The 20,447-nt window shown below is 64.1% G+C and carries 21 protein-coding genes; 19 read left to right on the forward strand and 2 right to left on the reverse strand.

Features of this window, described 5'->3' with window-relative positions:
• Positions 1-132: 132 nt before the first annotated feature.
• The 19 genes from D4754_RS14360 (at position 133) to D4754_RS14445 (ending at position 19,515) form a co-directional block, all read left to right on the forward strand.
• Entirely contained in the window at positions 133-645 is a 513-nt protein-coding gene (locus tag D4754_RS14360) for a phage virion morphogenesis protein (RefSeq protein WP_121064717.1), read from the forward strand.
• Positions 646-758: 113 nt separating this feature from the next.
• On the forward strand, positions 759-1,814 hold the full coding sequence (locus D4754_RS14365; protein ID WP_121064719.1) for a phage protease: 1,056 nt from the start codon (positions 759-761) through the stop codon (positions 1,812-1,814).
• Entirely contained in the window at positions 1,814-2,272 is a 459-nt protein-coding gene (locus D4754_RS14370; RefSeq protein WP_121064721.1) for a hypothetical protein, read from the forward strand. Before D4754_RS14365 ends, D4754_RS14370 begins: the two co-directional genes overlap by 1 nt.
• Before the next feature lie 10 nt (positions 2,273-2,282).
• Complete coding sequence (locus D4754_RS14375) at positions 2,283-3,176, forward strand: Mu-like prophage major head subunit gpT family protein (RefSeq protein ID WP_121064723.1); 894 nt, start codon at positions 2,283-2,285, stop codon at positions 3,174-3,176.
• Between the two features lie 69 nt (positions 3,177-3,245).
• On the forward strand, positions 3,246-3,683 hold the full coding sequence (locus tag D4754_RS14380; protein ID WP_121064725.1) for a hypothetical protein: 438 nt from the start codon (positions 3,246-3,248) through the stop codon (positions 3,681-3,683).
• Between the two features lie 133 nt (positions 3,684-3,816).
• Entirely contained in the window at positions 3,817-4,245 is a 429-nt protein-coding gene (locus D4754_RS14385; protein ID WP_121064727.1) for a gp436 family protein, read from the forward strand.
• On the forward strand, positions 4,245-4,676 hold the full coding sequence (locus D4754_RS14390) for a phage tail terminator protein (RefSeq protein WP_121064729.1): 432 nt from the start codon (positions 4,245-4,247) through the stop codon (positions 4,674-4,676). Before D4754_RS14385 ends, D4754_RS14390 begins: the two co-directional genes overlap by 1 nt.
• On the forward strand, positions 4,673-4,840 hold the full coding sequence (locus D4754_RS24005) for a hypothetical protein (RefSeq protein ID WP_163025916.1): 168 nt from the start codon (positions 4,673-4,675) through the stop codon (positions 4,838-4,840). Before D4754_RS14390 ends, D4754_RS24005 begins: the two co-directional genes overlap by 4 nt.
• 3 nt (positions 4,841-4,843) lie before the next feature.
• The gene (locus D4754_RS14395; protein ID WP_121064732.1) at positions 4,844-5,773 is read left to right on the forward strand and encodes a phage tail tube protein; all 930 of its coding nucleotides are present in this window, start codon (positions 4,844-4,846) and stop codon (positions 5,771-5,773) included.
• A gap of 24 nt (positions 5,774-5,797) precedes the next feature.
• A complete protein-coding gene (locus tag D4754_RS14400; RefSeq protein ID WP_121064734.1) occupies positions 5,798-6,127 on the forward strand; it encodes a hypothetical protein in 330 nt (109 codons plus the stop codon).
• 113 nt (positions 6,128-6,240) lie between these two features.
• Entirely contained in the window at positions 6,241-6,474 is a 234-nt protein-coding gene (locus D4754_RS14405) for a DUF1799 domain-containing protein (protein ID WP_205589638.1), read from the forward strand.
• Positions 6,471-8,984, forward strand: a complete 2,514-nt coding sequence (locus tag D4754_RS14410) for a phage tail length tape measure family protein (RefSeq protein ID WP_121064738.1) — start codon at positions 6,471-6,473, stop codon at positions 8,982-8,984. The genes D4754_RS14405 and D4754_RS14410 overlap by 4 nt, the downstream gene beginning before the upstream one ends.
• Positions 8,981-9,400, forward strand: a complete 420-nt coding sequence (locus D4754_RS14415) for a hypothetical protein (RefSeq protein WP_121064740.1) — start codon at positions 8,981-8,983, stop codon at positions 9,398-9,400. The genes D4754_RS14410 and D4754_RS14415 overlap by 4 nt, the downstream gene beginning before the upstream one ends.
• Complete coding sequence (locus D4754_RS14420) at positions 9,397-9,921, forward strand: hypothetical protein (protein ID WP_121064742.1); 525 nt, start codon at positions 9,397-9,399, stop codon at positions 9,919-9,921. Before D4754_RS14415 ends, D4754_RS14420 begins: the two co-directional genes overlap by 4 nt.
• Positions 9,918-10,349, forward strand: a complete 432-nt coding sequence (locus tag D4754_RS14425) for an NlpC/P60 family protein (RefSeq protein WP_121064744.1) — start codon at positions 9,918-9,920, stop codon at positions 10,347-10,349. The genes D4754_RS14420 and D4754_RS14425 overlap by 4 nt, the downstream gene beginning before the upstream one ends.
• Positions 10,346-13,708, forward strand: coding sequence for a TipJ family phage tail tip protein (gpJ, locus tag D4754_RS14430; RefSeq protein WP_121064746.1), 3,363 nt, complete (start codon positions 10,346-10,348; stop codon positions 13,706-13,708). The genes D4754_RS14425 and gpJ overlap by 4 nt, the downstream gene beginning before the upstream one ends.
• Before the next feature lie 9 nt (positions 13,709-13,717).
• The gene (locus D4754_RS14435) at positions 13,718-17,431 is read left to right on the forward strand and encodes a hypothetical protein (protein WP_121064748.1); all 3,714 of its coding nucleotides are present in this window, start codon (positions 13,718-13,720) and stop codon (positions 17,429-17,431) included.
• Between the two features lie 5 nt (positions 17,432-17,436).
• Positions 17,437-17,763: a hypothetical protein gene (locus D4754_RS14440; RefSeq protein WP_163025917.1), complete on the forward strand. Its 327-nt coding sequence runs from the start codon at positions 17,437-17,439 to the stop codon at positions 17,761-17,763.
• Positions 17,764-18,360: 597 nt separating this feature from the next.
• The gene (locus D4754_RS14445) at positions 18,361-19,515 is read left to right on the forward strand and encodes a M10 family metallopeptidase C-terminal domain-containing protein (protein ID WP_163025918.1); all 1,155 of its coding nucleotides are present in this window, start codon (positions 18,361-18,363) and stop codon (positions 19,513-19,515) included.
• 25 nt (positions 19,516-19,540) lie between these two features.
• Here the strand turns inward: D4754_RS14445 and D4754_RS24010 are convergent, their stop codons facing one another.
• Together D4754_RS24010 and D4754_RS14450 are read right to left on the reverse strand one after the other, a co-directional pair.
• Positions 19,541-19,690, reverse strand: coding sequence for a hypothetical protein (locus D4754_RS24010; RefSeq protein WP_163025919.1), 150 nt, complete (start codon positions 19,688-19,690; stop codon positions 19,541-19,543).
• A gap of 21 nt (positions 19,691-19,711) precedes the next feature.
• Positions 19,712-20,317 carry a hypothetical protein gene (locus D4754_RS14450; RefSeq protein WP_163025920.1) on the reverse strand — a complete coding sequence of 202 codons (606 nt, stop codon included), beginning with the start codon at positions 20,315-20,317 and terminating at the stop codon, positions 19,712-19,714.
• Positions 20,318-20,447: the final 130 nt, after the last annotated feature.

Below are 20,447 nucleotides of genomic sequence, written 5' to 3' on the forward strand. Positions count from 1 at the left end.
AGGGCGCAGGCGGCGGGGCCTCGCAATCCAGGTTACCCCGGCAACCCCGCATGGCGCTCCGTCCGGTCGAAACCGATCGTGCTACGGCCGCGAGAATATCACCGTGTCACGCCTGCATGAGGGAAGATAGTCATGATCACCGTTGAAATCAACGACGCTCAGGTCAGGCAGGCCCTCGACGAGGTGGCCCGCGCGCTCACGGATCTGACCCCGGCGATGCAGGATATCGGCGAGTATCTGACCGAGACCACGAAAGAGCGGTTCCGTGAGGGCGTGAGCCCGGAGGGAACGCCCTGGGCGCCGAAGAGCCAGGCCACGATCGACGCCTATGTCGCCCGGAAGGACAAGGTGGACTTCCGGCCGCTGCACGGTCCCTCCGGCCGTCTGTCGAGCGAGATCGCCTACCAGGTCGGGCCGTCCCAGGTCGAGATCGGGTCGAGCCTGGTCTATGCGGCCGTCCAGCAGTTCGGCGCCGAGGCGGGACAGTTCGGCGCCCGGATCGGCACCGACAAGCGCGGCCGGTCCTATTTCATGCCGATCCCCTGGGGCGACATCCCGGCGCGGCCCTTCCTGGGTCTCTCGGCCGAGGACCGGACCGGTGTCCTGGAGATCCTCGAAGAATACGTCACCGGCGCCCAGGAGTGATCCACGCTTGACCGGCTGACCGGCACCGGGCAACCTGACGGCAGGGCCAAAGCGCCAACCCCGCAAACCCTTGCGGGTGTAACGGCCTCCCCCATAGCGGCGAATATGGCCGCATGGATAACGCCCTTATCACCCTCTCCGCGATGGAGCTGCCCGCGCCCGGCGAAGGCGCGGCCGTGCCCGAATGGGTCCAGCTCCTGCCCAAGGGACAGGTTGCGGCCTCCGATGGGCGCGGCCCCTGGCACTACGACGATGCAAAGCAGGTGATCGAAGAGAGCTTCTCCCGCCGGCGCCGGATCCACATCGACGAGAACCATTCCACCGATACCGCTGCCAAGCTTGGCCTGGCGGCGCCCGCACGCGGCTTCATCACCGAGATGGAAGAGCGTGCCGATGGCATCTGGGGCCGGGTCGACTGGACCGACAGCGGCCGCGCGCTGCTGTCCGACCGGGCCTACTGGGGGATCTCGCCCGTCCTCGCCTACGAGAAACAGACCGGCAAGGTGTCCGCGATCTCGCGCGCCGCCCTGACCAACGACCCCGCCCTGCGCGAGCTCCTCGCGCTCAACAGTACGGAGAAAACGGACATGTTTGCAGCGAAGATCGCGAAGATGCTCGGCCTTGGCGAGACCGCCACCGAAGACGAGATCGCGAAGGCCCTGGAGGCCAAGCTGAAGACCAAGGACGAGAGTGAGGATGCGCTGTCCGGTGCCCTGACCGAGATCGGCGCCGCCATGGGCCTCGATGGTGATCTGACCACGGCCACCCTGGTCGCGACAGCAAAGGGCCTGAAGTCCGCCGGCGGCGAACAAAGCGAAGCCTTTGCTACTCTCCAGGCCGAGGTCCAGGAATGGCGCAAGTCATCGAAGCGGGACAAGGCCGAGGCCTTTGTCGACGGTGCCATCCGTGACCTGCGCGCCGGTGTGAAAGCGAGCCGCGAGGAATACGTCACCCTCCATATGGAGAACCCGGAGCGCGCGGAGAAGCTGATCGCGGGCCTGCCGAAGCTCGATCGCAGCGGCACCACCATCACGCCCCCGGCCGCGACCCAGGAAGGCCAGGCCACGCTCAGCGCCGATCAGGCCGCCGCGGCCCGGCTGATCGGGATCGACCCCAAGGCTTACGCTGAAACCCTGAAGGCCGAAGCAGCCGCGAAGGAGACCTTCTGATGACCGCGCTGACCGCAGATCGCAACACGCCCCGTTCCGAGGGCGATCTCCGCAGTGGCTTGATTGCCGCCGCCACCCTTGTCTATGCCGGTGCGCTTCTGATGCGGAACGCCGCGGGCAACGTGATCGAGGGCCAGACCGCAACCGGCATGGTCGGCATCGGCCGCGCCGAAGAGCGGGTCGACAACAGCTCGGGCAGCGCCGGCGATCTTTCCGTCCGCTACCGCCCCGGCACCTTCCGCTTCGCCAACTCGGCCGCCGCGGACGAGATCACCATCGCCGATATCGGCCAGCTGGCCTACGCGGTCGATGACCAGACCGTCGCCAAGACCGACGGCACTGCCTCGCGCTCGCCGGCCGGCATCGTCGATGCGGTCGACGACCAGGGCGTCTGGGTGCGCCTGGACGAAGCCCTGACCAATGCCGCCGCGACCGCTGCGGCCGCCGCAGCAGCCTAAGGATCCCAACATGCTTATAAACGCCGCAAATCTCGACAGCCTGCGCGTCGGCTTCAAGACTTCCTTCCAGAACGGTCTGGGCCAGGCCTCCACCATGTGGGAGAGGGTCGCGACCGAAGTCACTTCGACGCAGAAGGAACAGAAATACGGATGGCTCGGCAAGCTGCCGAACGTCCGCGAATGGATCGGCGCGCGTGCCGTACAGAACCTCCAGCAGCACGATTACGCGATCAAGGAAAAGCCCTGGGAACTGACCATCGGCGTCGATCGCGATGACATCGAGACCGACAATCTCGGGATCTACGGGCCGCTGTTCCAGGAAATGGGCCAGTCTACCGGCTCCAAGAAGGATGCCCTAGTCTACGCGCTGCTGAAGGAAGGCTTCGCCACCGAGTGCTACGACGGCCAGTACTTCTTCGACACCGACCACCCTGTGCTGGACGAGGAAGGCGAGGTGATCTCGGTCAGCAATTCCGGCGGCGGCTCCGGCACGCCCTGGTACCTGCTCTGCACCAACCGCGCGCTGAAGCCGGTGATCCTGCAGAAGCGCAAGGACTTCGAGTTCGTCGCCAAGGACAAGGTCACCGACGACAACGTCTTCAACAACAAGGAATTCGTCTACGGCGCGGACGCCCGGTTCAACGCGGGTTTCGGGTTCTGGCAGATGGCCTACGGGTCGAAGCAGACCCTGAACGCCGCCGCTTATGCAGCCGCGCGTGCCGCACTGACGGGCATGAAGGGCGACCATGGCCGCCCCTTGGGCCTGATGCCAAACCTGCTGGTCGTGCCGCCTTCGCTGGAGAGCGCCGGCCGCAAGATCCTCAATTCGGAGTACGGCGCCGGTGGCGAGACCAACGAGTGGAAGGGCACGGCCGAACTGCTGGTCGTTCCCTGGCTCGCCTGACGATCGAGAAATCAGTTTCCCGAGGGGCCGGTTCGGCCGGCCCCTTTCGCAAACTGATAGGAGGTCGCCGTGACCGAGAAAAGCGAAGCCCGGATCTCCCTGGAGTCCCGCGCCGAGGAGCTGGGTGTCAGGTTCGCCTGGAACACCGGCGACGACACGCTGGCCGCCCGGGTGAAGGAAGCCGAGGCCCGGGCGAAGAATACCGCACCGGAGACGCCGTCCCAGGAAAACCCGGAAGGGTCCGCCACGCAGGCGGTTGGCGGCGAGGGTCCGGTCATGGCGGAGGCACAGGAGGTCTCCGCCACCAATCCCGCGCCGGTGCCGGATCAGGCCGTTGCCGTCCTGGTTATCACCGGCCCGGCCCGCGGGTTTCGCCGGGCGGGCCGCCATTTCGGACCGCAGAAGGTCACCATCCCCGTGGATGACCTGACCCCCACGGAATTCGAACGGCTCGTGAACGAGCCCGCGCTGACCGTCGTGAAGACGGAAGTGCCGGCTTCGATCTGATCCCCGGCGGGAGACCGGCGGGCAGCGGCCGGGATGGGCGCCAGCCGTGAGCGCATGAGCCCAGCTCCTTCGGGGGCCTGCCTGGCGGCGGGAGATCGCCGCCAGGACCTCTCCAGACAGGATTGTTCGACAGATGCCCTACGCCACGCTCGATCAGCTCACGGACCGCTTCGGCGAGCAGATGCTCGTCAGCCTGACCGACCGCGCCGCGGTGGCCACCGGCTCGATCGACATGGATGTCGTGGACCGGGCGCTGGCCGATACCGACGCCGAGATCGACGGCTTCCTGCGGCCCCGCTACATGCTGCCGCTGGCCGAGGTTCCGCCGCTGATCGCCGACCTGGCGCTCGCCGTCGCGATCTACAAGCTCCATCGCTACGAACCCGACCCGAAGATCCAGAAGGACTACGAACTGGCCCGGCGCTCGCTTGAAGGCATCTCGCGGGGCGCCATGCGGATACCAGCCGCAGGTATCGAGCCTGAGACCTCCGACGGCACCGGCGCGCGGATGACCGATCGCGAGCGGCCCTTCACCGAGACGAACATGAAGGGCTTCATCTGATGATCGACCTGGTGATCGCGCGGCTGAAGGCAGAGGTAGCAGACCTGGGCGGGCGCGTCGAAGGCGCGGCCAGTTTCGCGACCCTGATGCAGCAGAACGCGCTGCCGCAGGTCACGCCTGCAGCCCATGTGCTGCCTGTCGGGCTGACGGGAGGCCGCGCCAATGCCGCGACGGGCATGTTCACCCAGCTTTTCGACGAGGCCGTGGGCGTGATCCTGACCATCCGCGGCCACGACCAGACCGGCGGACGATCGCTCGATCTGACCGAGGCACTGATCCGGGCCGTCATCGAGGCCGTCGCAGGATGGGAGCCCGCAGACGAGATCGGCAGCTTCCGGCTCGTGCGCGGCAACCTGGTCAGCCTGCGCGCCGGCGCGCTGATCTACCAGCTCGATTTCTCCATCACCGACCAGCTGAGGATCCCGACATGACCGCCAAGACCCGGAAAGCCCTCCCGCAGAGCGGCGGCTCCTGGAAGCGCGACGACAAGGGCAAGCTGACTGCCCTGGTCAAGCCGCCCCGCAATGAAACGCTGGCAAAGCCGCCGGCCGCCAAACCCGCGCCCGCAACCTCCGCGGCGAAGAAGGAGGGCTGATCGATGCCCATCAAGTGGAAATCCAAGATCCTCCTGGCGAAGATCGAGAGCACCTATGGCACGGATCCGACACCCGTTGGCACCGATGCTGTTCTGGCCACTGACGTCCAACTGACGCCGATGGAAGGGTCTGATGTCGATCGCGATCTGGAAACGCCCTGGCTGGGCGCCACCGGCACGATCCCGACCGAGCTGCACGCCATGCTGCGCTTCAAGGTCGAGCTGGCGCCGTCCGGCACGGCCGGGACCGCGCCGGCCTGGGGGACGCTGCTGCGTGCCTGCGCCGTGGCCGAGACTGTCGATGCCGGGGTTTCGGTTACCTACAACCCGGTCAGCGACGGGCATGAGAGCGTTACGCTTTACCTTCTGATCGGCGCCACCCGCTACGTGATGCTGGGCAGCCGTGGCAATTGCACGGTCGAAGTGAATGCCCAGGGCATCGTCTACCTGAACTTCGAGTTCACGGGCCTCTTCACCCTGCCCACGGAACAGACCCGGCCGACGGTGGATCTGAGCGCCTACCAGAAGCCGCTGCTGGCGACGAATGCCAACACGCCGACCTTCCAGATGGAAGGTGAGGACTTCGTGATGCGCAGCTTCAACCTGAACCTGGGCAATTCGGTCGAAACGCGGTTCCTGATCGGATCCGAAGGGGTGCTGATCACGGACCGCGCCGAGACGGTGGAGACGGTCGTGGAAGCCGTGCCGCTTTCCGCCTTCGACCCGTTCACCCTGGCTGCCGGGCAGACCGGCGTCGAGATCGACCTGGTCCATGGGACGACGGCCGGCTCGATCGCCGCGATCAATATCCCGACCGCCCAGATGCAGCGGCCGCAGGGGCTGAACAACAGCCAGAACATCAAGGAATGGCCGCTGCGCCTGGTCCCGCTGCCGATCACGGGCAACGACCAATGGACCCTCACCCTCACCTGATCTGCGAAATCACCGGAGCGCGACATGTTCAAGATCACTGCAAATCCCGAGTTCAGCCATCCGGTCACCGTCATGGTGCCGCAGGATGAAGGCCACGTTGAACAGACCTTCAAGGGCCGTTTCAAGGTCCTGCCCGACGGGGAGGCGGAAGAGTTCGATGTCGCCTCAAAAGACGGGCTGAAGGACTTCCTGCGCGCGGTCTGGACGGGCCTTGAAGATGTGGTCGATGACGCGGGAAAGCCGGTCTCCTGGTCCACCGATCTGCGTGAACAGATGCTGGGGCTGCCCTATGTGCGCCTGGCGCTGTTGCGCACCTACATGGCCGCCCTGACCAAGGCCAAATCGGGAAACTGAAGGCGGCCGGGCGGGCCTGGGCGGAGGGCCGGCTCGGCCGGGACGAAGACGGGGGTGCCGAGGAAGACGCGGCGCTCTGGGGGATCGACCTGGCGAAGCTCGCACCCCGGCCAGTGGCCATCGAGCTCTGGGCCGATCACCTGAAAGCGCTGGAGCTTTTCCTGACGATTTCCACCCAGTGGCGGGTCGTCGGCGGCTTCGGTGGCGTGGCCACCATCGGGCTCGATTACAGCGCGGCCGAGGCCGGGCTGAGACTGGAAGACAAGATCCCGGCCCCCTCGGTCTGGTCCGATATCCGGATGATCGAGCGGGGCGCCCTTGAGGTTCTGAACGAGGACAAGGCATGACGGCGGCACTCTCCATCCTGATCCAGGCGGACGGCAAGGCGGCCGAGGCCGCGCTCCGTGAGCTTGGAACCAGCGCGGAGAAGGCCGGGCTGTCCGTTCGCAACCTCGGCAAGAAGGGTGCCGCCACCGACGCGGAAATTGCCGCGCTGAACAGCGAGCTTGCCAAGGCTTCGGCCCAGGTCGAGGTCCTCACAAAATCCGAAGCCCGGGCCGTCGCCCAGATGTCGGCGCTGCAGGCGCAGTCCGACCGGGTCAACGCGAGGATGATCGGGATCGGCCAGAGCACGCCGCTGGCCGCCGGCAGCGTTGCCAACCTGACCGCGAACTTCAACGACCTGGCCGTCATGATGGCCGCGGGGCAGAACCCGTTGCAACTGGCCCTGCAGCAGGGCACCCAGATCACCCAGGTCATCGGCCCGATGGGCGCGGCCGGTGCCGTGAGGGCACTTGGCACGGCGTTCCTGTCGCTTCTGAGCCCGGTCAACATCGTGACCCTTGGCGTGATCGCCGGCGGGGCTGCCCTGGCGCAATGGGCGTTCCATTCGGAGGACGCCGAGGAAAAGACGCTGACCTTCGCCGAGAAGGTGGACGAGGCGGCCGCCGCGATCAGCCGGGCCGGTTCCGCCGCGCAACTGGCCAGCCTTGGCGGGCTGGAGGACCTGCGCGCGAAGTATGGCGAGATTTCGGACGAGGTGCTGGGCCTGGCGACCCGGCTTTACGATATCGAGAAGCGCGCGGCCGTGGCCAAGGTCGAGGTCGTGCTGGACGAAGCCACCGGCCCGGCCTTCGAGGCCGAAATCGAGAAGATCGCCGGCGCCGTCGGCGCAGCGCTTGCCGGTGCAGGCAGCCAGGCGAATGCAGAGCAGATCGCCGAGGCGGAAAGGCTGATACGCGGGATCGAGACCGAGATCGCGATGGCGCGGCTTTCCAATCGGTCTACTCGGGACTTGGAACAGAAGGTCGCAGAGCAGCGCGAATACATCGCCGCCTTGAAAGGCGACTTCGCCGCGATCGGCGACCTTGCTTCCGACCTCTCGATCCCGCCGGAGTTCGCCGCCGAGATCGCCCAGATCCGCAATGCCTTGCGCGGTGCGATCGAGGCGGGCGACATCACCGGGGTGGCCGACCAGCTGGCGCGGATGCAATCGGCGCTGGAGGCCAGCGGCGCGACCATCGACCAGGAGGTGCTGGACGGGCTGACCAATGCCGAGGACGTCGCCCGGGAGATGGCCGCGCGCCTGAACGAGGGCGAAACCAACGCCGCCGGCATCGCCAACACGAATATGGCCAGCAGCATTGCTGCCGCCAGATCCGAAGCGACGCGGCTCGCGGATGAACTGCGACGTGCCTATGACGCCTCTGTCTCCCTGGCAGCGCAGGGCGCCGTGGATCTTCAGGAGGCGCGCATCCGCCTCGACACGGCCGGGAACCCGGTGGAAGAGGCCCGTCAGCTGGGCGTCCTGCGCATGCAGCAAGCGCAGGGTGTCCGCCGCCAGGATGCCGATGCCCCGGAGATTGCGGCACTGGATGCCGAAGCCATTGCCTATGGCAATGTCATGGCCAAGAAGGCCCAGCTCGACGCGCAGCGCTCCGAGGCGTTGAAGAGCGCACGGGGCTCGGGTTCGGCCAAGGCGGCGCGCCAGGAGCGCGACGCCATCGCGGATCTGATCGCCCAGCAGCAGCTGCAGATCGACCTTCTGCAGGAGACCGACCCCGTCCAGAAGGAGATGATCCGCAACCGCGAGACCCTTGCGGCGGCAACGGACAGCGAACGCGCGGCCGTGGAGGGGCTGATCCGGCAGCGCCAGCAGGAAGAGACCCGTCTCGCCTCCCTGACCGAGCAACAGGATATCTACGCAAGCGCGGCCTACAGCGCGATCGACGGGTTGATCCTGCGCGGCAAGGAGCTGGGCGATGTCTTCGAGAACGTCGCCGACATGATCGCATCGGCGGTTCTGCAGGCAGCCCTCATGGGCGAAGGGGCCTTTGCGGGCGCCCTGGGGACGTCGACAGGTGGCGGCCTGCTGGGCATGGCTGTCTCGGGGATCACGGGAAGCCTTACCGAGAGCGCAGGCACGGCCATTGCCGGGGCGCTGCCGGCAGCGGCGACCGGCGGCTACATTCACGGCCCCGGCAGCGGTACGTCAGACGACGTGCTGATGTGGGGTTCCTCGGGCGAATTCATGATGAACGCCCAGGCCACGCAACGCTATCGGCACATCCTTGAAGCCATGAACGCTGGCGGGCTGCCGGCCTTCGCCCGGGGTGGCGCCCTGAGCCAGACCGCCAGCGCCGACCAGACCGGCACGCTCGGGCTTTCCCTCGTGGTCAACGACTATTCCGGCCGGGGCGTGGAAACCGAACAGGGCACCGACAGCCTGGGTCGTCCGCAGCTGACCATGACTGTCGGCCGCCAGGTGGCTTCGGCCGTATCGCAGCGGGGCAATCCGCTGCGCAAGGCGATGTCGCAGGAGTTCGCCCTGCGACCGGCTGGGAGGAACCGCGGATGATCCTCGACTGGCCCGATACCTTGCCGCGTCCCGAGCGCAACAGCTGGTCGCTTGAACTGCAGGACGGCCGCCGCCGGCGCCAGGGTGACGCCGGTCCTCCGGGCTTCGAGCGCCGCTTTTCCAGCGTCGCGACCCTGGTGACCCTCTCGATGCTGCTCGACCGCGGCCAGAAGGCCGTCTTCGATCTTTTTTATCGAGACGACTGCGCCTGGGGCAGTCGCCTGTTCCGGATGGCGGACCCCACGACCCATGGCTGGCCGCTCTACACGACCGAGGGCGTGCCCCTCCTCACTGCGGAAGGTACGCCGATCCTCGCGGCAAAAGTCTGGCTCTGCGCCTGGGGGGACAAGGTGCCGGTCGAGACACTCAAGGGGGGCGAGTTCCGCAAGACCTTCAGCCTCGTGGTGATGCCATGAGACGTGTGAGCCTCAACGCGCGCCAGGCGCAGGACGCGGTCTCGACCGAGGAGATCTACGTCGCTCTTTTCGAGATCACCCATCCGGACCTGGAAGAGGTGATCCGCCTCTCCACCGACCCCGGGGAACGGTTCTCGACCGACCCGCTGATCTACTGCACCCGGTCAACCTGGCGCGGCGCAAACCCGGTGACCGAGCCCTGGCTTTGGACCATCGCCTCGGCCCTGTTGCCGTCGGACCTCGACGATGCCCCTGCCTCCGCTTCGATCGTCCTGGAGAACCTCGACAGCGACATGGTGGAGATCTGCCGCAGCGTGATCTCCCCGCCCTCGATCTGCATGGCCGTCGTGCTGGCGGACAGCCCGGACGTGATCGAGGCGGAGTTCCTGGACCTCCAGATCCTGGCCGCCGACATCGATGCGGGTTCGATCACCCTCTCGATCAGCCGCGACGAGATCGAGGCCGAACCTTTCCCATCCGGCCGCATGACGCGTGACCGCTTCCCGGGGCTGCACCTATGAGCTGGAGCAACGCCTATGTCGGACTTCCCTGGGCCGATCTCGGCCGCGGTCGCGACGGCGCCGATTGCTGGGGCCTTGCCTGCATCATCTACCAGGAGGAGCTGGGGATCGGGCTGCCGGATTACCTTGGCTACAGCTCGGCCGAGGAACGCGGAGAAATCGCGGCCCTCATCGCGGGCGCGGAAACCTCGCCGCTCTGGCTCCCCGTGGACGGCCCGGCCATTGCCTTCGACATCGCGGTGTTCCGGCGCGGCCGCTTCGCCTCGCATGTCGGCATCGTCGTGCGCCATGGGCTGATGATCCACATGGAAGGCGACGATTGCGCCAAGCTTGCCGATTATTCGAGCGGCAGTTGGAAGCCCCGTTTCAAGGGGCATTACCGGCACGTTGAACGCCCCGTTCAAATTGTCACGGAGGCGCGGCGATGACCGGCCCCCTGACCCATGTCCTGGCCGCGTCGCAGTTCGACCCGGACCGGGATCGGATCGTCCTCGACTTGCCCGCAGGCCAGACGCTGGCCGAGATCCTCGACGTCACCGTGCCTGGCCTCTCCGAGGAGGAGCGCGGCCGTTGCCGGATCGCCCTGGTGACCGAACGTGGATCCGAGGTTGTCGCGGAGGCGTACTGGCACCGTGTCCGACCGCAACCGGGCGTTCGGGTGGTGATCCGCTTCGTGCCGGGTGGCAACAACCTGCGGTCCGTCCTGACCATCGTCGTGGCGATCGCGGCCGTGGCGGCAGGGCAGTACTATGCTCTTGCACTCGGTTTCCAGGCTGGGACCACCGGATTTGCCCTGGCCTCTGCCGGCATTTCCCTCGGCGTGACCGTCGTCGGTCAGTTGCTTATCAATGCCCTCATCCCGCCGGTCGTTCCCACCACCCCGGAAAGCCGACAGGCCGAGAACCGCTATTCCATCTCGTCGATCCGCAACCGCGCCGATCCGAACGGCGCGGTGCCTGTGATCCTCGGGCAGATCCGCTTCGCACCGCCCTTTGCGGCCCTCAGCTATTCCGAGATCGTGGGCGACTGGCAGTACCTGCGCTCGGCCTTCAACCTTGGCGAAGGCCAGCTCTCGCTCTCTGATCTCCGGATCGGGGAGACCTCGCTCAGCGAGTTCAGCGACGTCGATCTGGAGACCCGCGACGGGTTGGACACCGATCTTCCGGTCAGCCTCTATCCGCGCCAGGTGGCCGAAGAGAGGGTCTCGATCGAGCTGGTGCGTCCGCTGGCCCGGAACGACCTGGGTGAAGTCATCGCCGAGGACCCTTCAGTCGCGACACCGGTCGTGCGCACGACCGGAGCGGATGCAGACGGCGCTTCGGTTTTGCTGGCCTTTCCCTCGGGCCTGGTCCGCTTCGACGGTGACGGGGTGGCGCAGACCGAGGAGGTCTCGATCTTGGTCGAGCACCGCCTGGCAGAGGCCGGCAGTTGGACCGAGGTCGAGACACTCACGATCCGGGCTGCCAAGCTGGAGAGTTTCTACCGCCAGCACAGCTGGACCTTCCCCAGCCGCGGTCGCTGGCAGGTCCGCCTGACCATGCTGACGGACGAGAACACCGACAGCAATCGACAGCGCCGCTGCAGCTGGGCCGCGCTGCAGACCCTGCGTCCGGAATACCCGTTGAACTACGGCCGCCCGCTCTCCCTGATCGCGACCCGGATCCGGGCGACGCATCAGCTCTCCGGTGCGCTCGACAACCTGACCGCGCTCGCTGGACGGATCTGTCTAGATTACGATCATGGCACCGGCACCTGGGTCGAACGCGTCACCTCCAACCCGGCCGCGCTGTTTCGGTTCGTTCTGCAAACCGAGGGCAATCCGAAAGCGGTCTCTGACGCAGGTCTGGACATGGACCAGATCGAGGACTGGCACGACTTCTGCCGCCTCAATGATCTGAAATACGACCGGGCCTTGATCGAAGTTTCCACGACGCTTCGGGATGTCCTGATCGAGATCGCCGCAGCCGGTCGGGCCACGCCCCGCCACGATGGCGTGAAATGGGGTGTCACGATCGACAGGGCGCACGAGCTGGTCGTCGACCATGTCAGCCCGCGCAATTCATGGGACTTCAAGTGCCAAAGGGCCTATTTCGAGCCGCCTCATGCCTTCCGTGTCCGCTTCCTGGACGCCACGAACGACTTCAAGGAAGCGGAACGGGTGGTGCGATGGCCGGACTACGAGGGCGAGATCACGCTGACAGAAGCGCTGGAGCTGCCGGGCAAGACCGACCCGGCCGAGATCTGGATCGAAGCCCGCCGCCGCATGTACGAGGCGATCCACCGGCCCGACACTTATCAGGTAACGCAGGCAGGTCCGGTCCGCGTGGCAACCCGCGGCGACAAAGTGGTCTTGAGCCACGATGTCCTGGACAAGGTTCAGCGCGCCGCCCGCGTGAAATCCGTGATGGGCAGCCTGATCGAGCTCGACGAGTTGATCACGATGGAAGCGGGCGAGGCCTACGGGATCCGCTTCCGGGTATTTGCTGAAACCACCGAGGGTGAAGATCCCGACACGATCGGCGCCTCCGTTGTGCGGACCGTTGCGACCATCGAAGGCGAGGCCCGTCTCCTGACCCTGACCGGCAGCGGCGACATGCCCATGGCCGGGGACCTGATCCTGTTCGGCAAGGCCGCCTCAGAAAGCCTGGAGGCCATCGTGACGCGGGTCGAGGCGACCGAGGACGGCCACTCCATCCTGCACCTGGTGGATGAGGCTCCGATCATCGACGAACTGCTCGCGGCCGATACTGTGCCGGCCTGGTCCGGCCGCGTCGGGGAGGAGATCGACGAGAACCTGCTGCAGCCCTCGGCGCCGCGCTTCGTATCGATCCGTTCGGGCGTTTCCGGTACCGGGACGGAGGACCTGGTCGACTACCTGATCGAACCGGGCAGCGGAGCTATCGGCGCGGCCTCCTTCGATGTTGATCACCGTCTGACAGGAGCCCCGAGCTGGACCCAGACCAGCATTCCTGCCGCCAACGGGGGAAGCTCGATCGAAGGCTACGTCCGCGACGACATCATCGAAATGCGGGCAAGGGCCGTCTCGGCCACCGGTATCGAAGGTCCCTGGGGCGCAACCGTCAGCCTGACCGTCGGTGCCGGCGATGCTGACATTCCGGCGGCTCTCGACGAAGATGCCATCGGGATCACGGCGCTCCTCGGCGGCGCGCTCATTCAGGTCGCGATAGGGGCCGATGCCGCCACGGCCGCTTTGCAGGTTTACATCAACCAGACCGGGACGCTCGATCGCGAGACCGACGCTGCCGGAGCCGCGGTCCCGGTCATGCCTCAGCAAAGCTACTCCGTCGCCCTGGGCGACACGACGCGGCAAGAGCTGACCGTGGGCGGGAACATGGGCGATGCGGGCGACTGGGACCTCGACGCGGGCTGGGCCATCTCTGGCGGTATCGCCACCCATACCCCGGGTACGGGCGACACGATCGGGCAACCGCTCTCGGCCAGCGCAGGCAAGTTCTATCGCATCGCCTTCACGGTCAGCGGCAGGACCGCCGGGTCCGTGACGCCGCGCCTGACCGGGGGGTCGGATCGGCCGGGCGTGGCGGTTTCCGCTGACGGCGACCACGCGGACAAGATCCAGGCGGTCACCGGCAACGACACATTCGAGTTCCTGGCGAGCAGCGACTTCGATGGTTCGATCGACGACGTGTCGGTCTACCTCGAAACCGGTGCCTGCCTCGACCAGGGCACGCATTTCATCTGGATCGAACCGCAAAACCTGGACGGTGTGCCCGGTCCGGCAAGCGGTTCGTACTCTGTGACTATCTAGGAGCGCCAAATGCCGACAGGGATAACGAGCACAACAGTTGAAAAGATCGCATCGGCCGACGATCTTCTCGGCCATCGCGACGGGTCGCTTGGGCGTATTCCGATGTCGGATCTCGGCATGGCTCTGGCGGGTAGCGGACCGGTCGCGGCGCGGTTCGATGAAGTCGAAGGCAAAATCACCGGAGGCCTTCTGAACAAGGCGACCTGGACCGATCTTCTGACACTCACGCCCACGGAAGACGGAAAAGGTGGCGAGGTGCTGTTGGACGATGCCGGGACGCATTCGGACGCCACGGCGACCGGTTACGATGGTGCGACGGTGCCGAACGCCGGTCGATATGCCTGGGTCGAAGCATGGGGCCGCTGGCAGCATATCGGGGACGGCGGGAGCGCCGCGGTGGCGTCCGACCTGGCGGATCATATCGTCAACGATGAAAATCCCCATGGTATCACGGCAACGCAACTGGGTCTCGCTGACGTCGACAATACGTCTGACGCCGACAAGCCCGTCAGCACGGCTCAACAGGCGGCGCTCAACCTGAAGGCAAACAGCGCCGACCTGTCCGATGTCGCGACATCGGGTGACTACGAAGATCTGAAGAACACGCCTGATCTTGCCGGCAAGGCCGATCTGGCTGATCTGCAGAATGAGTATCTGCGGGCGGTTACTGCGGAAGAGACGCTGGGTGGCCGCATCCACGATGAGGCTGAGAAGATCGCGGCCCTTTCGGCCGTCGTATCCACGAAGGCTGCACACGCCGCCCTTCTTGCGGAAACGTCCCGGGCGGCGGCGGCAGAAGCGGCATTGGGCGCCCGCATCGACGTCGAGACCTTCAACATGGAATGGCGCCCGGGCGATAACCCCAACGCCTACGCGCACAGCGTCTTGGGAGGAGGGCTCGCCAAGGAGGCGCTGGACGCGGCCAAAGTCCAGGTGGTGGACGGTCTGGGCAGGTGTTTTGTCGCTGACGGTGCGGATGTCGTGGCTCTTCGCAGCCCCATTGCAGTGAGCGAAGATATCCTGGAACTGACGGCCAGGATCCTTCGCGTGTCGAACCCCGGGGACCCCAACAATCACGCGGTACAGCTCCGGGTGGCATGGCTGAACAAGAACAAGGACCTGATCAGCGATCAGGTGATCAACACCGAGTCCTCCCTGCTCAACTCGAACGGTATGGTCGAAATGTCCGTGCGGATCTCGGCGATGGACGTGTCCGGCGTGACGGCGCCACCTGCCGGGACCGTCTACGTTTGCCCCTATGTTAAGACCTATGGCGAGGACGGTACAACGGCCATCGCCGTTCTGAGTGTCCGGGACGTCAGCGACACGCACCTCGTCAACCCGACCGATCTGACGGACCTGCTGAACGACCTCAACGACGCGCGCGATGAGGCGGAAACGGCCGCGGCACTGGTGAACCGCGAGACGCTGGAAGCCCGGGGCGACGTGGCATCGTGGACACCGGCCGAGGGCACTGGCGTCATCACGGTCCAAGGTGGAAACTCGCGCGGTGACGGCCTGGGCGGTGAGTGGTGGTTGGACGAGGACGACGCAGTATCGGCCGCGGACGGCTACGATGTCCTAGTGGACAGCGTGGGCAACCGTTGGAAGCGTATCACCTCCCGCAACGTCGCCAAGATGCCCTCCATGGCGGTGGCGTCGGCGGCGCTGAGCCTTGAGAAGGACATGTCCTTCGAGACCGAGGGCCGGCTGTGGGACGTGGTTCCTGCCGCGACCCACACAGAGAACGGGGGCACGGTGCTGGACCACGACACCCTCGCAATCCAGATGGTTCTGGGCACGAACCAGCCTTTGCGGGATGTGGACGAGTTCCTCGGGGATACACGGGCACTACCAGTCGACACGCCTCTCTCGGTGCGCCAGCGGCCTTTCACGGTGAAAGACACCGACGATACCGACGCTGCGGCGCACCTTCTCGGTTCGGTTCTGAACGTGCGGCCCCTGACCGCAGCTTCCGTCAATCGGTTCCGCGCGCCGAACCCGGAAGCCTTGGTCGTTGATGACTTCCGGTCCTACGGCGATGCGAGCACCCACGACACCGAGGCATTCATTCGTGCCGCCGCTTTCCTGCGTGAGCACGGGGGCAGTCTGGTGGGCGCTTCCCGTGCCTACGACATACTGTTTGACCAAGCTCTGACGAACGATCCGTGGGGCCAGGCTGCCGTGGCATTCACCTGGTTTGGCAACATTCTCCGTCCGGTGGATATCGACTTCAAGGGTTGCTACTTCGATATCCAAGGCACCGGCTCTGGCCGCATTGACATGCCCGGCGCGACCGGACGGCAGCTCGGCCATGGTGGCGGTATTGGCGAGTACGGTGCGGCCTTCCGTTTCTGGCACTTTGGAAACACCCCGAACAGCGCGCGGGTGAAGGTCTCGAACATGCACCTTGTCATGTCCGAGGTCGAAGACTTCATCTCCGGGATCTTATTCGACGACTTCGGGTCCTGTGTGGCCGAAAACGTGAACGTCAACCAGTTTGCATCCGCGGACAACGGATTGATTTTCGGCTGCGAATTCAGAAATTGCGAAGCTTGGTCAGAGAGGATTGCCGCCTTCAATATTCGAACGAACGGCGGGGCAGGCACTTACCGGATGCGCGTGGCAAGTGACCATGTGTACCCGCAGGACTGCGTCGATCCCAACGGTGAAGCGCATGATGCGGGCGATGCGCTTGGTGGCACCTCTTCGTTTGCGCGTGTCGATTTTCGTTCGGCTTTCTGCGGCGGTAACAAGTACAGCGGGTGCCCGTACTCGTTCATGCCGGCCGGCTATGAAAGCCACCACGCAGGCCACAGCAACGGCGGCAACATCGCCACGATGTGCGCAGTGTATACACTCGGTGGCTCGGTCATCAGTTACGTGACGGGGGAGCAAGGCCGAACGGCTGTCGAGGGCGATTGCGAAATCTCCCACACGGCGGCGGGGCTGTTCACGACGATCACGATCACCAGCCCGGGCGACGAATTCGATGCCGTGTCGCATTGGGGGTTCGGTTCCCAGATCGAACTTGTCCTGCCGGACGGGACGTTGCTCAGGACGCACATCACGGACACCATCAGCGAAACCGAGGTGATCGTTGGGGACGACCTCAGCCAGTTCATTCCATCTCTCGAAGACCCGGAGGACACTCAGGCTGCGACGTTCCACGTGTGGGGCTGTACCGCGGTCCAGTACTACGGCAACGCCAACAACGGTGAAGTTCACAGGGCCGCTCAGGGTTCGGAGACCGATGACCGGCAGGTTGACCGGCAGCAGTCGAACCGCACGGGTCTGGAAATGACCACCCGGTTCCGGAACGGTGTGAGAGCACCTCTATTCGGCCTGGACGATCTCGCCGCTACGGCGAATACACCCTTCATCGAGAGCAACAATGGGCTCACAGCGTTCCTTCCCGAGGTGGTTTTTGACGGATCTCTCACTGACGGTGCCGCAGTTCTTGTTGTCCCAATAGCTCTGCTTAAGGACCTTCCCGGGATCGGGAATGCCCTGTTCGAGCTGTGGGTCAAATCTGACGATGGCAGCATCGTGGATCGAGCTACTATCGGGACTGATGGAAACGGCTCCGGGATCGACTTCGTACAAATCTCTCTTGTCGGCGGGAACCCTGGAACGTTCAGCAAGTCCGGCACCGGGATCAGCTACACGAACACCAGCGGTATCACACAAACAGGCCAAGCAACTCTTTACAGGATACGGTGACCATCATGCAGAAACTCTTGCAATTCGATGATCAGGCGTGGGCGGAATACGCCTGCGATTGGCACTACGAGGTTCACAGCGGCGTCCAGGTGAAAGTCATCACGAGCTATCACCATGTGCAGCCGAACGCCCTGGACCCGGATTTCCGGCTTGTGCGTGATGATCCGCAGTCGAACCTTATCAAGGTTTACGTTGATCAGGTATCAGTCGGCAAAATTCGCCAAACGGAAGAGGGTGTCACATCAGAGCTTACCCCCGCACGCGGACCCCGGCCCGACGTGGCTGCAGCCTACATAGCGCAAGTCGAAGCCGAGCTGGAAGCCGGCAGCTGACAGTACTGCCTGTTCTCCGGCCACTGTAAAGCCCAACATCGAAAGCAAGCCAACTAGGACCTCATGCTTCGTTCAAGAGAATTTCAAATGCCCGCAGAGCCCGCTCGTTTTAAGTCTCGTTGAAGCAATGTCGGAGGGATGCAACACTAGGCGTTGAACGGAGTGTCACCAAAAGAGTGTCGTCGACGCCTTAAACGTTGCTACGGCTCTTCGCGCGAAAACGCGCTGCTGCAACTTTCCGTGTCGCACACTGAAAAAATCCGTGTCCCGCTACACCCGGTTGCTTCAAGGCATCCTCGTCCGTCATCCACACATTCGTTCTTTCCCTTGGGCTGCTTTCGCCCATTCCAATAGTCGGGCCGGGAGAGCGCGACCGAAGCCCGAAGCTTGATCAGCCAGAGCGCGTTGGCGGGCGAACGCTGATACGCGTCGCGCTCTCCCGGACATGGCGTTCAACAATGCCTGACCTCCGTAAAACAGAGGCTCCGCTGGCACAGCTGAAGAATGGCTGGCGGAGAAAGACCTCTTAGGTTAATATTTCGTTAACCTGCTCGAGAGAGCGAGTGGTTTCAAATCTGGGGTAAGATGTTGTCAAGGTTGGCGCAATTCAGCACGTTCGATGATTCCGTATGGGAGCCTTATTCGTACAACGGGTACCTGGTCATTGCAGACGATGATGACACCGTGCGGATTAGTCGACCGGATCTGGGACCCGAAATTCGCGTTTATTACAACGGATATGTCGTCCTTTGGATCACGGAAGGGAATCCTTCACCAACCTTCAAAGTTCGCGAGGATCTGGATTCGGTTTACATAAGTGATGGCGACTCCAGAGAAGATCTTGACGCAGTAATTGCCGAGTCAGTTGAGGCTTTTACCGTCAACAGCGTTCCACCACCTCCTATCAACCCGCCGGCCCCTACCAATCTGCCACCGACACTCGAATTGACGAAAGTGGTAGAGTCTCTGCCAGAGGATCTGGATACGTCTGTCCGGACTTCGATTGCTGATATTGAAGTGCTGGACGACGAATTGGGAGATAACGTCCTTAGTATTCGCGGTGAAGACAAGGAAATGTTTGCTCTCTGGAATGGCGATCTCTACCTGCGTCGCAACGTGGACCTGGATTTCAAGGAAACGCAAAAACTTGAGGTCGTCATCCAGGTAACCGATAGCAGCCTGGATCCGAACCCCAGTGACACCGTTCGGCTGGAGATCGCGATAGAGAGGGTCGTCGATCGCATGCTCGGCACTGCCCATTCCGATGTGCTTGTTGGCACAGAACGCGCAGACGTCATCCAGGGCTTCGGCGCAGGCGACGTGATCAACGGCAGAGGAGGAGCTGATCTGTTGGCCGGCGGTCCAGGGGGCGATCTTCTCAGGGGCCAAAAGGGCAGTGACAAGTTATTAGGAAGAAATGGCAGCGACAAGCTTTATGGGGGCTGGGGCAAGGACGAACTGGTTGGCGGCAGAGACTCCGATACCTTGAATGGCGGCGTGGGCAACGACATGCTGACTGGCAATTCCGGTCGCGATCTGTTCGTTTTTGCAATGAAGGGCCGGAGCGACACCATCACTGACTTCAAGAATGACCGCGACGAGATCTGGCTGAAAAACCTTGGCACCCTGGACACGGTGCTTTCCAAGGCTGAACAGGTGGGGGACGATGTCGTTTTTACCTTCAATGGCCGAGATAGCCTGACAGTCCTAGATACAACGGTCAGCGAAGTTTCTGACGATATCCTTGTCTAGACGACAAGGGGCTACGAAGACGGCATCACTTGGACGAACCTGCATTCTGCACCATGGCGATACATGACGCGATGATCGCGTTCGGTAGAATGCGAAATACCGTTTCCTGCCCTGCGCGGATTTCCAGCTGCCGGAAACGCAAAACCGCGCCACGATTTCTCGCGGCGCGGTTCATCTTGTCAGTCCTTGGCCGCGTTCAGGTAAACACGAACATCATGGCCAGAACGTAGACCGAGATCAGCGCAAGCCCGACGGTCCCGGTCCAGGCCAGGCCCATCATGAACGGGCTTGGCATGTGCTCGCGTTCCTCTTCGGTCTTGAACCCGTCCTTGATCGCCTTGATCGTCAACCAGTAGATGATCGGGGAGAAGACCAGCGCCAGCACCGAGGCGACCTGCACCACCACGATGGGCTTAGGCATGCCGAACATCACCGCCGCACCACCGATGACCCAGAGAACCTGGAACCCGCGGTGGATGAACTTGCGGGTCTTCGGTTCATCCCAGCTTGTCTTCAGGCGGACGCAGCATTCTTCGAACACCTTGGCCTGACCGTCGAAGTAGGTGAAGACGGTCGAGAACAGCGCCGCGACGCCACCCGCGATGATGACCGGGAAGATCCATGCGCCGAACGTGTCGGTGTAGATCCGTGCGATGGTCACGCCCATTTCGCGGCCCGAGGGCACGAGGCCGATCGGGTTCAGAACGACGGCGCCGACGATCAGGAACACCATGCCGGTCAGGGCGGCAATGATGTAGGACACGTTCATGTCACGACGATACAGGATCATCGAGTTCTTCATGTAGGGCACCTCGATTTTTGACTGTTTTCTCGACTATGGAGCAGTTGGCGCAGCCTGAAGGGCTTGGAAGGCCGTCAGTTGACGGGTTGTTGCGTCGGGTCTGATGATGCGCAGCCCATTTCAGGGTCGT

This window comes from Chachezhania antarctica, from assembly GCF_003646465.1.
Classification (GTDB): domain Bacteria; phylum Pseudomonadota; class Alphaproteobacteria; order Rhodobacterales; family Rhodobacteraceae; genus Chachezhania; species Chachezhania antarctica.

Excerpts from the sequence above, each read along its gene's own strand:
- D4754_RS14410 (WP_121064738.1), top strand. The coding sequence starts at position 6,471 with ATGACGGCGGCACTCTCCATCCTGATCCAGGCGGACGGCAAGGCGGCC.
- D4754_RS14440 (WP_163025917.1), top strand. The coding sequence starts at position 17,437 with ATGCAGAAACTCTTGCAATTCGATGATCAGGCGTGGGCGGAATACGCC.
- D4754_RS14415 (WP_121064740.1), top strand. The coding sequence starts at position 8,981 with ATGATCCTCGACTGGCCCGATACCTTGCCGCGTCCCGAGCGCAACAGC.
- D4754_RS14370 (WP_121064721.1), top strand. The coding sequence starts at position 1,814 with ATGACCGCGCTGACCGCAGATCGCAACACGCCCCGTTCCGAGGGCGAT.
- D4754_RS14365 (WP_121064719.1), top strand. The coding sequence starts at position 759 with ATGGATAACGCCCTTATCACCCTCTCCGCGATGGAGCTGCCCGCGCCC.
- D4754_RS14390 (WP_121064729.1), top strand. The coding sequence starts at position 4,245 with ATGATCGACCTGGTGATCGCGCGGCTGAAGGCAGAGGTAGCAGACCTG.
- D4754_RS24010 (WP_163025919.1), bottom strand. The coding sequence starts at position 19,690 with ATGAACCGCGCCGCGAGAAATCGTGGCGCGGTTTTGCGTTTCCGGCAG.
- D4754_RS14395 (WP_121064732.1), top strand. The coding sequence starts at position 4,844 with ATGCCCATCAAGTGGAAATCCAAGATCCTCCTGGCGAAGATCGAGAGC.
- gpJ (WP_121064746.1), top strand. The coding sequence starts at position 10,346 with ATGACCGGCCCCCTGACCCATGTCCTGGCCGCGTCGCAGTTCGACCCG.
- D4754_RS14450 (WP_163025920.1), bottom strand. The coding sequence starts at position 20,317 with ATGAAGAACTCGATGATCCTGTATCGTCGTGACATGAACGTGTCCTAC.
- D4754_RS14420 (WP_121064742.1), top strand. The coding sequence starts at position 9,397 with ATGAGACGTGTGAGCCTCAACGCGCGCCAGGCGCAGGACGCGGTCTCG.
- D4754_RS14375 (WP_121064723.1), top strand. The coding sequence starts at position 2,283 with ATGCTTATAAACGCCGCAAATCTCGACAGCCTGCGCGTCGGCTTCAAG.
- D4754_RS14385 (WP_121064727.1), top strand. The coding sequence starts at position 3,817 with ATGCCCTACGCCACGCTCGATCAGCTCACGGACCGCTTCGGCGAGCAG.
- D4754_RS14435 (WP_121064748.1), top strand. The coding sequence starts at position 13,718 with ATGCCGACAGGGATAACGAGCACAACAGTTGAAAAGATCGCATCGGCC.
- D4754_RS14400 (WP_121064734.1), top strand. The coding sequence starts at position 5,798 with ATGTTCAAGATCACTGCAAATCCCGAGTTCAGCCATCCGGTCACCGTC.
- D4754_RS24005 (WP_163025916.1), top strand. The coding sequence starts at position 4,673 with ATGACCGCCAAGACCCGGAAAGCCCTCCCGCAGAGCGGCGGCTCCTGG.
- D4754_RS14360 (WP_121064717.1), top strand. The coding sequence starts at position 133 with ATGATCACCGTTGAAATCAACGACGCTCAGGTCAGGCAGGCCCTCGAC.
- D4754_RS14425 (WP_121064744.1), top strand. The coding sequence starts at position 9,918 with ATGAGCTGGAGCAACGCCTATGTCGGACTTCCCTGGGCCGATCTCGGC.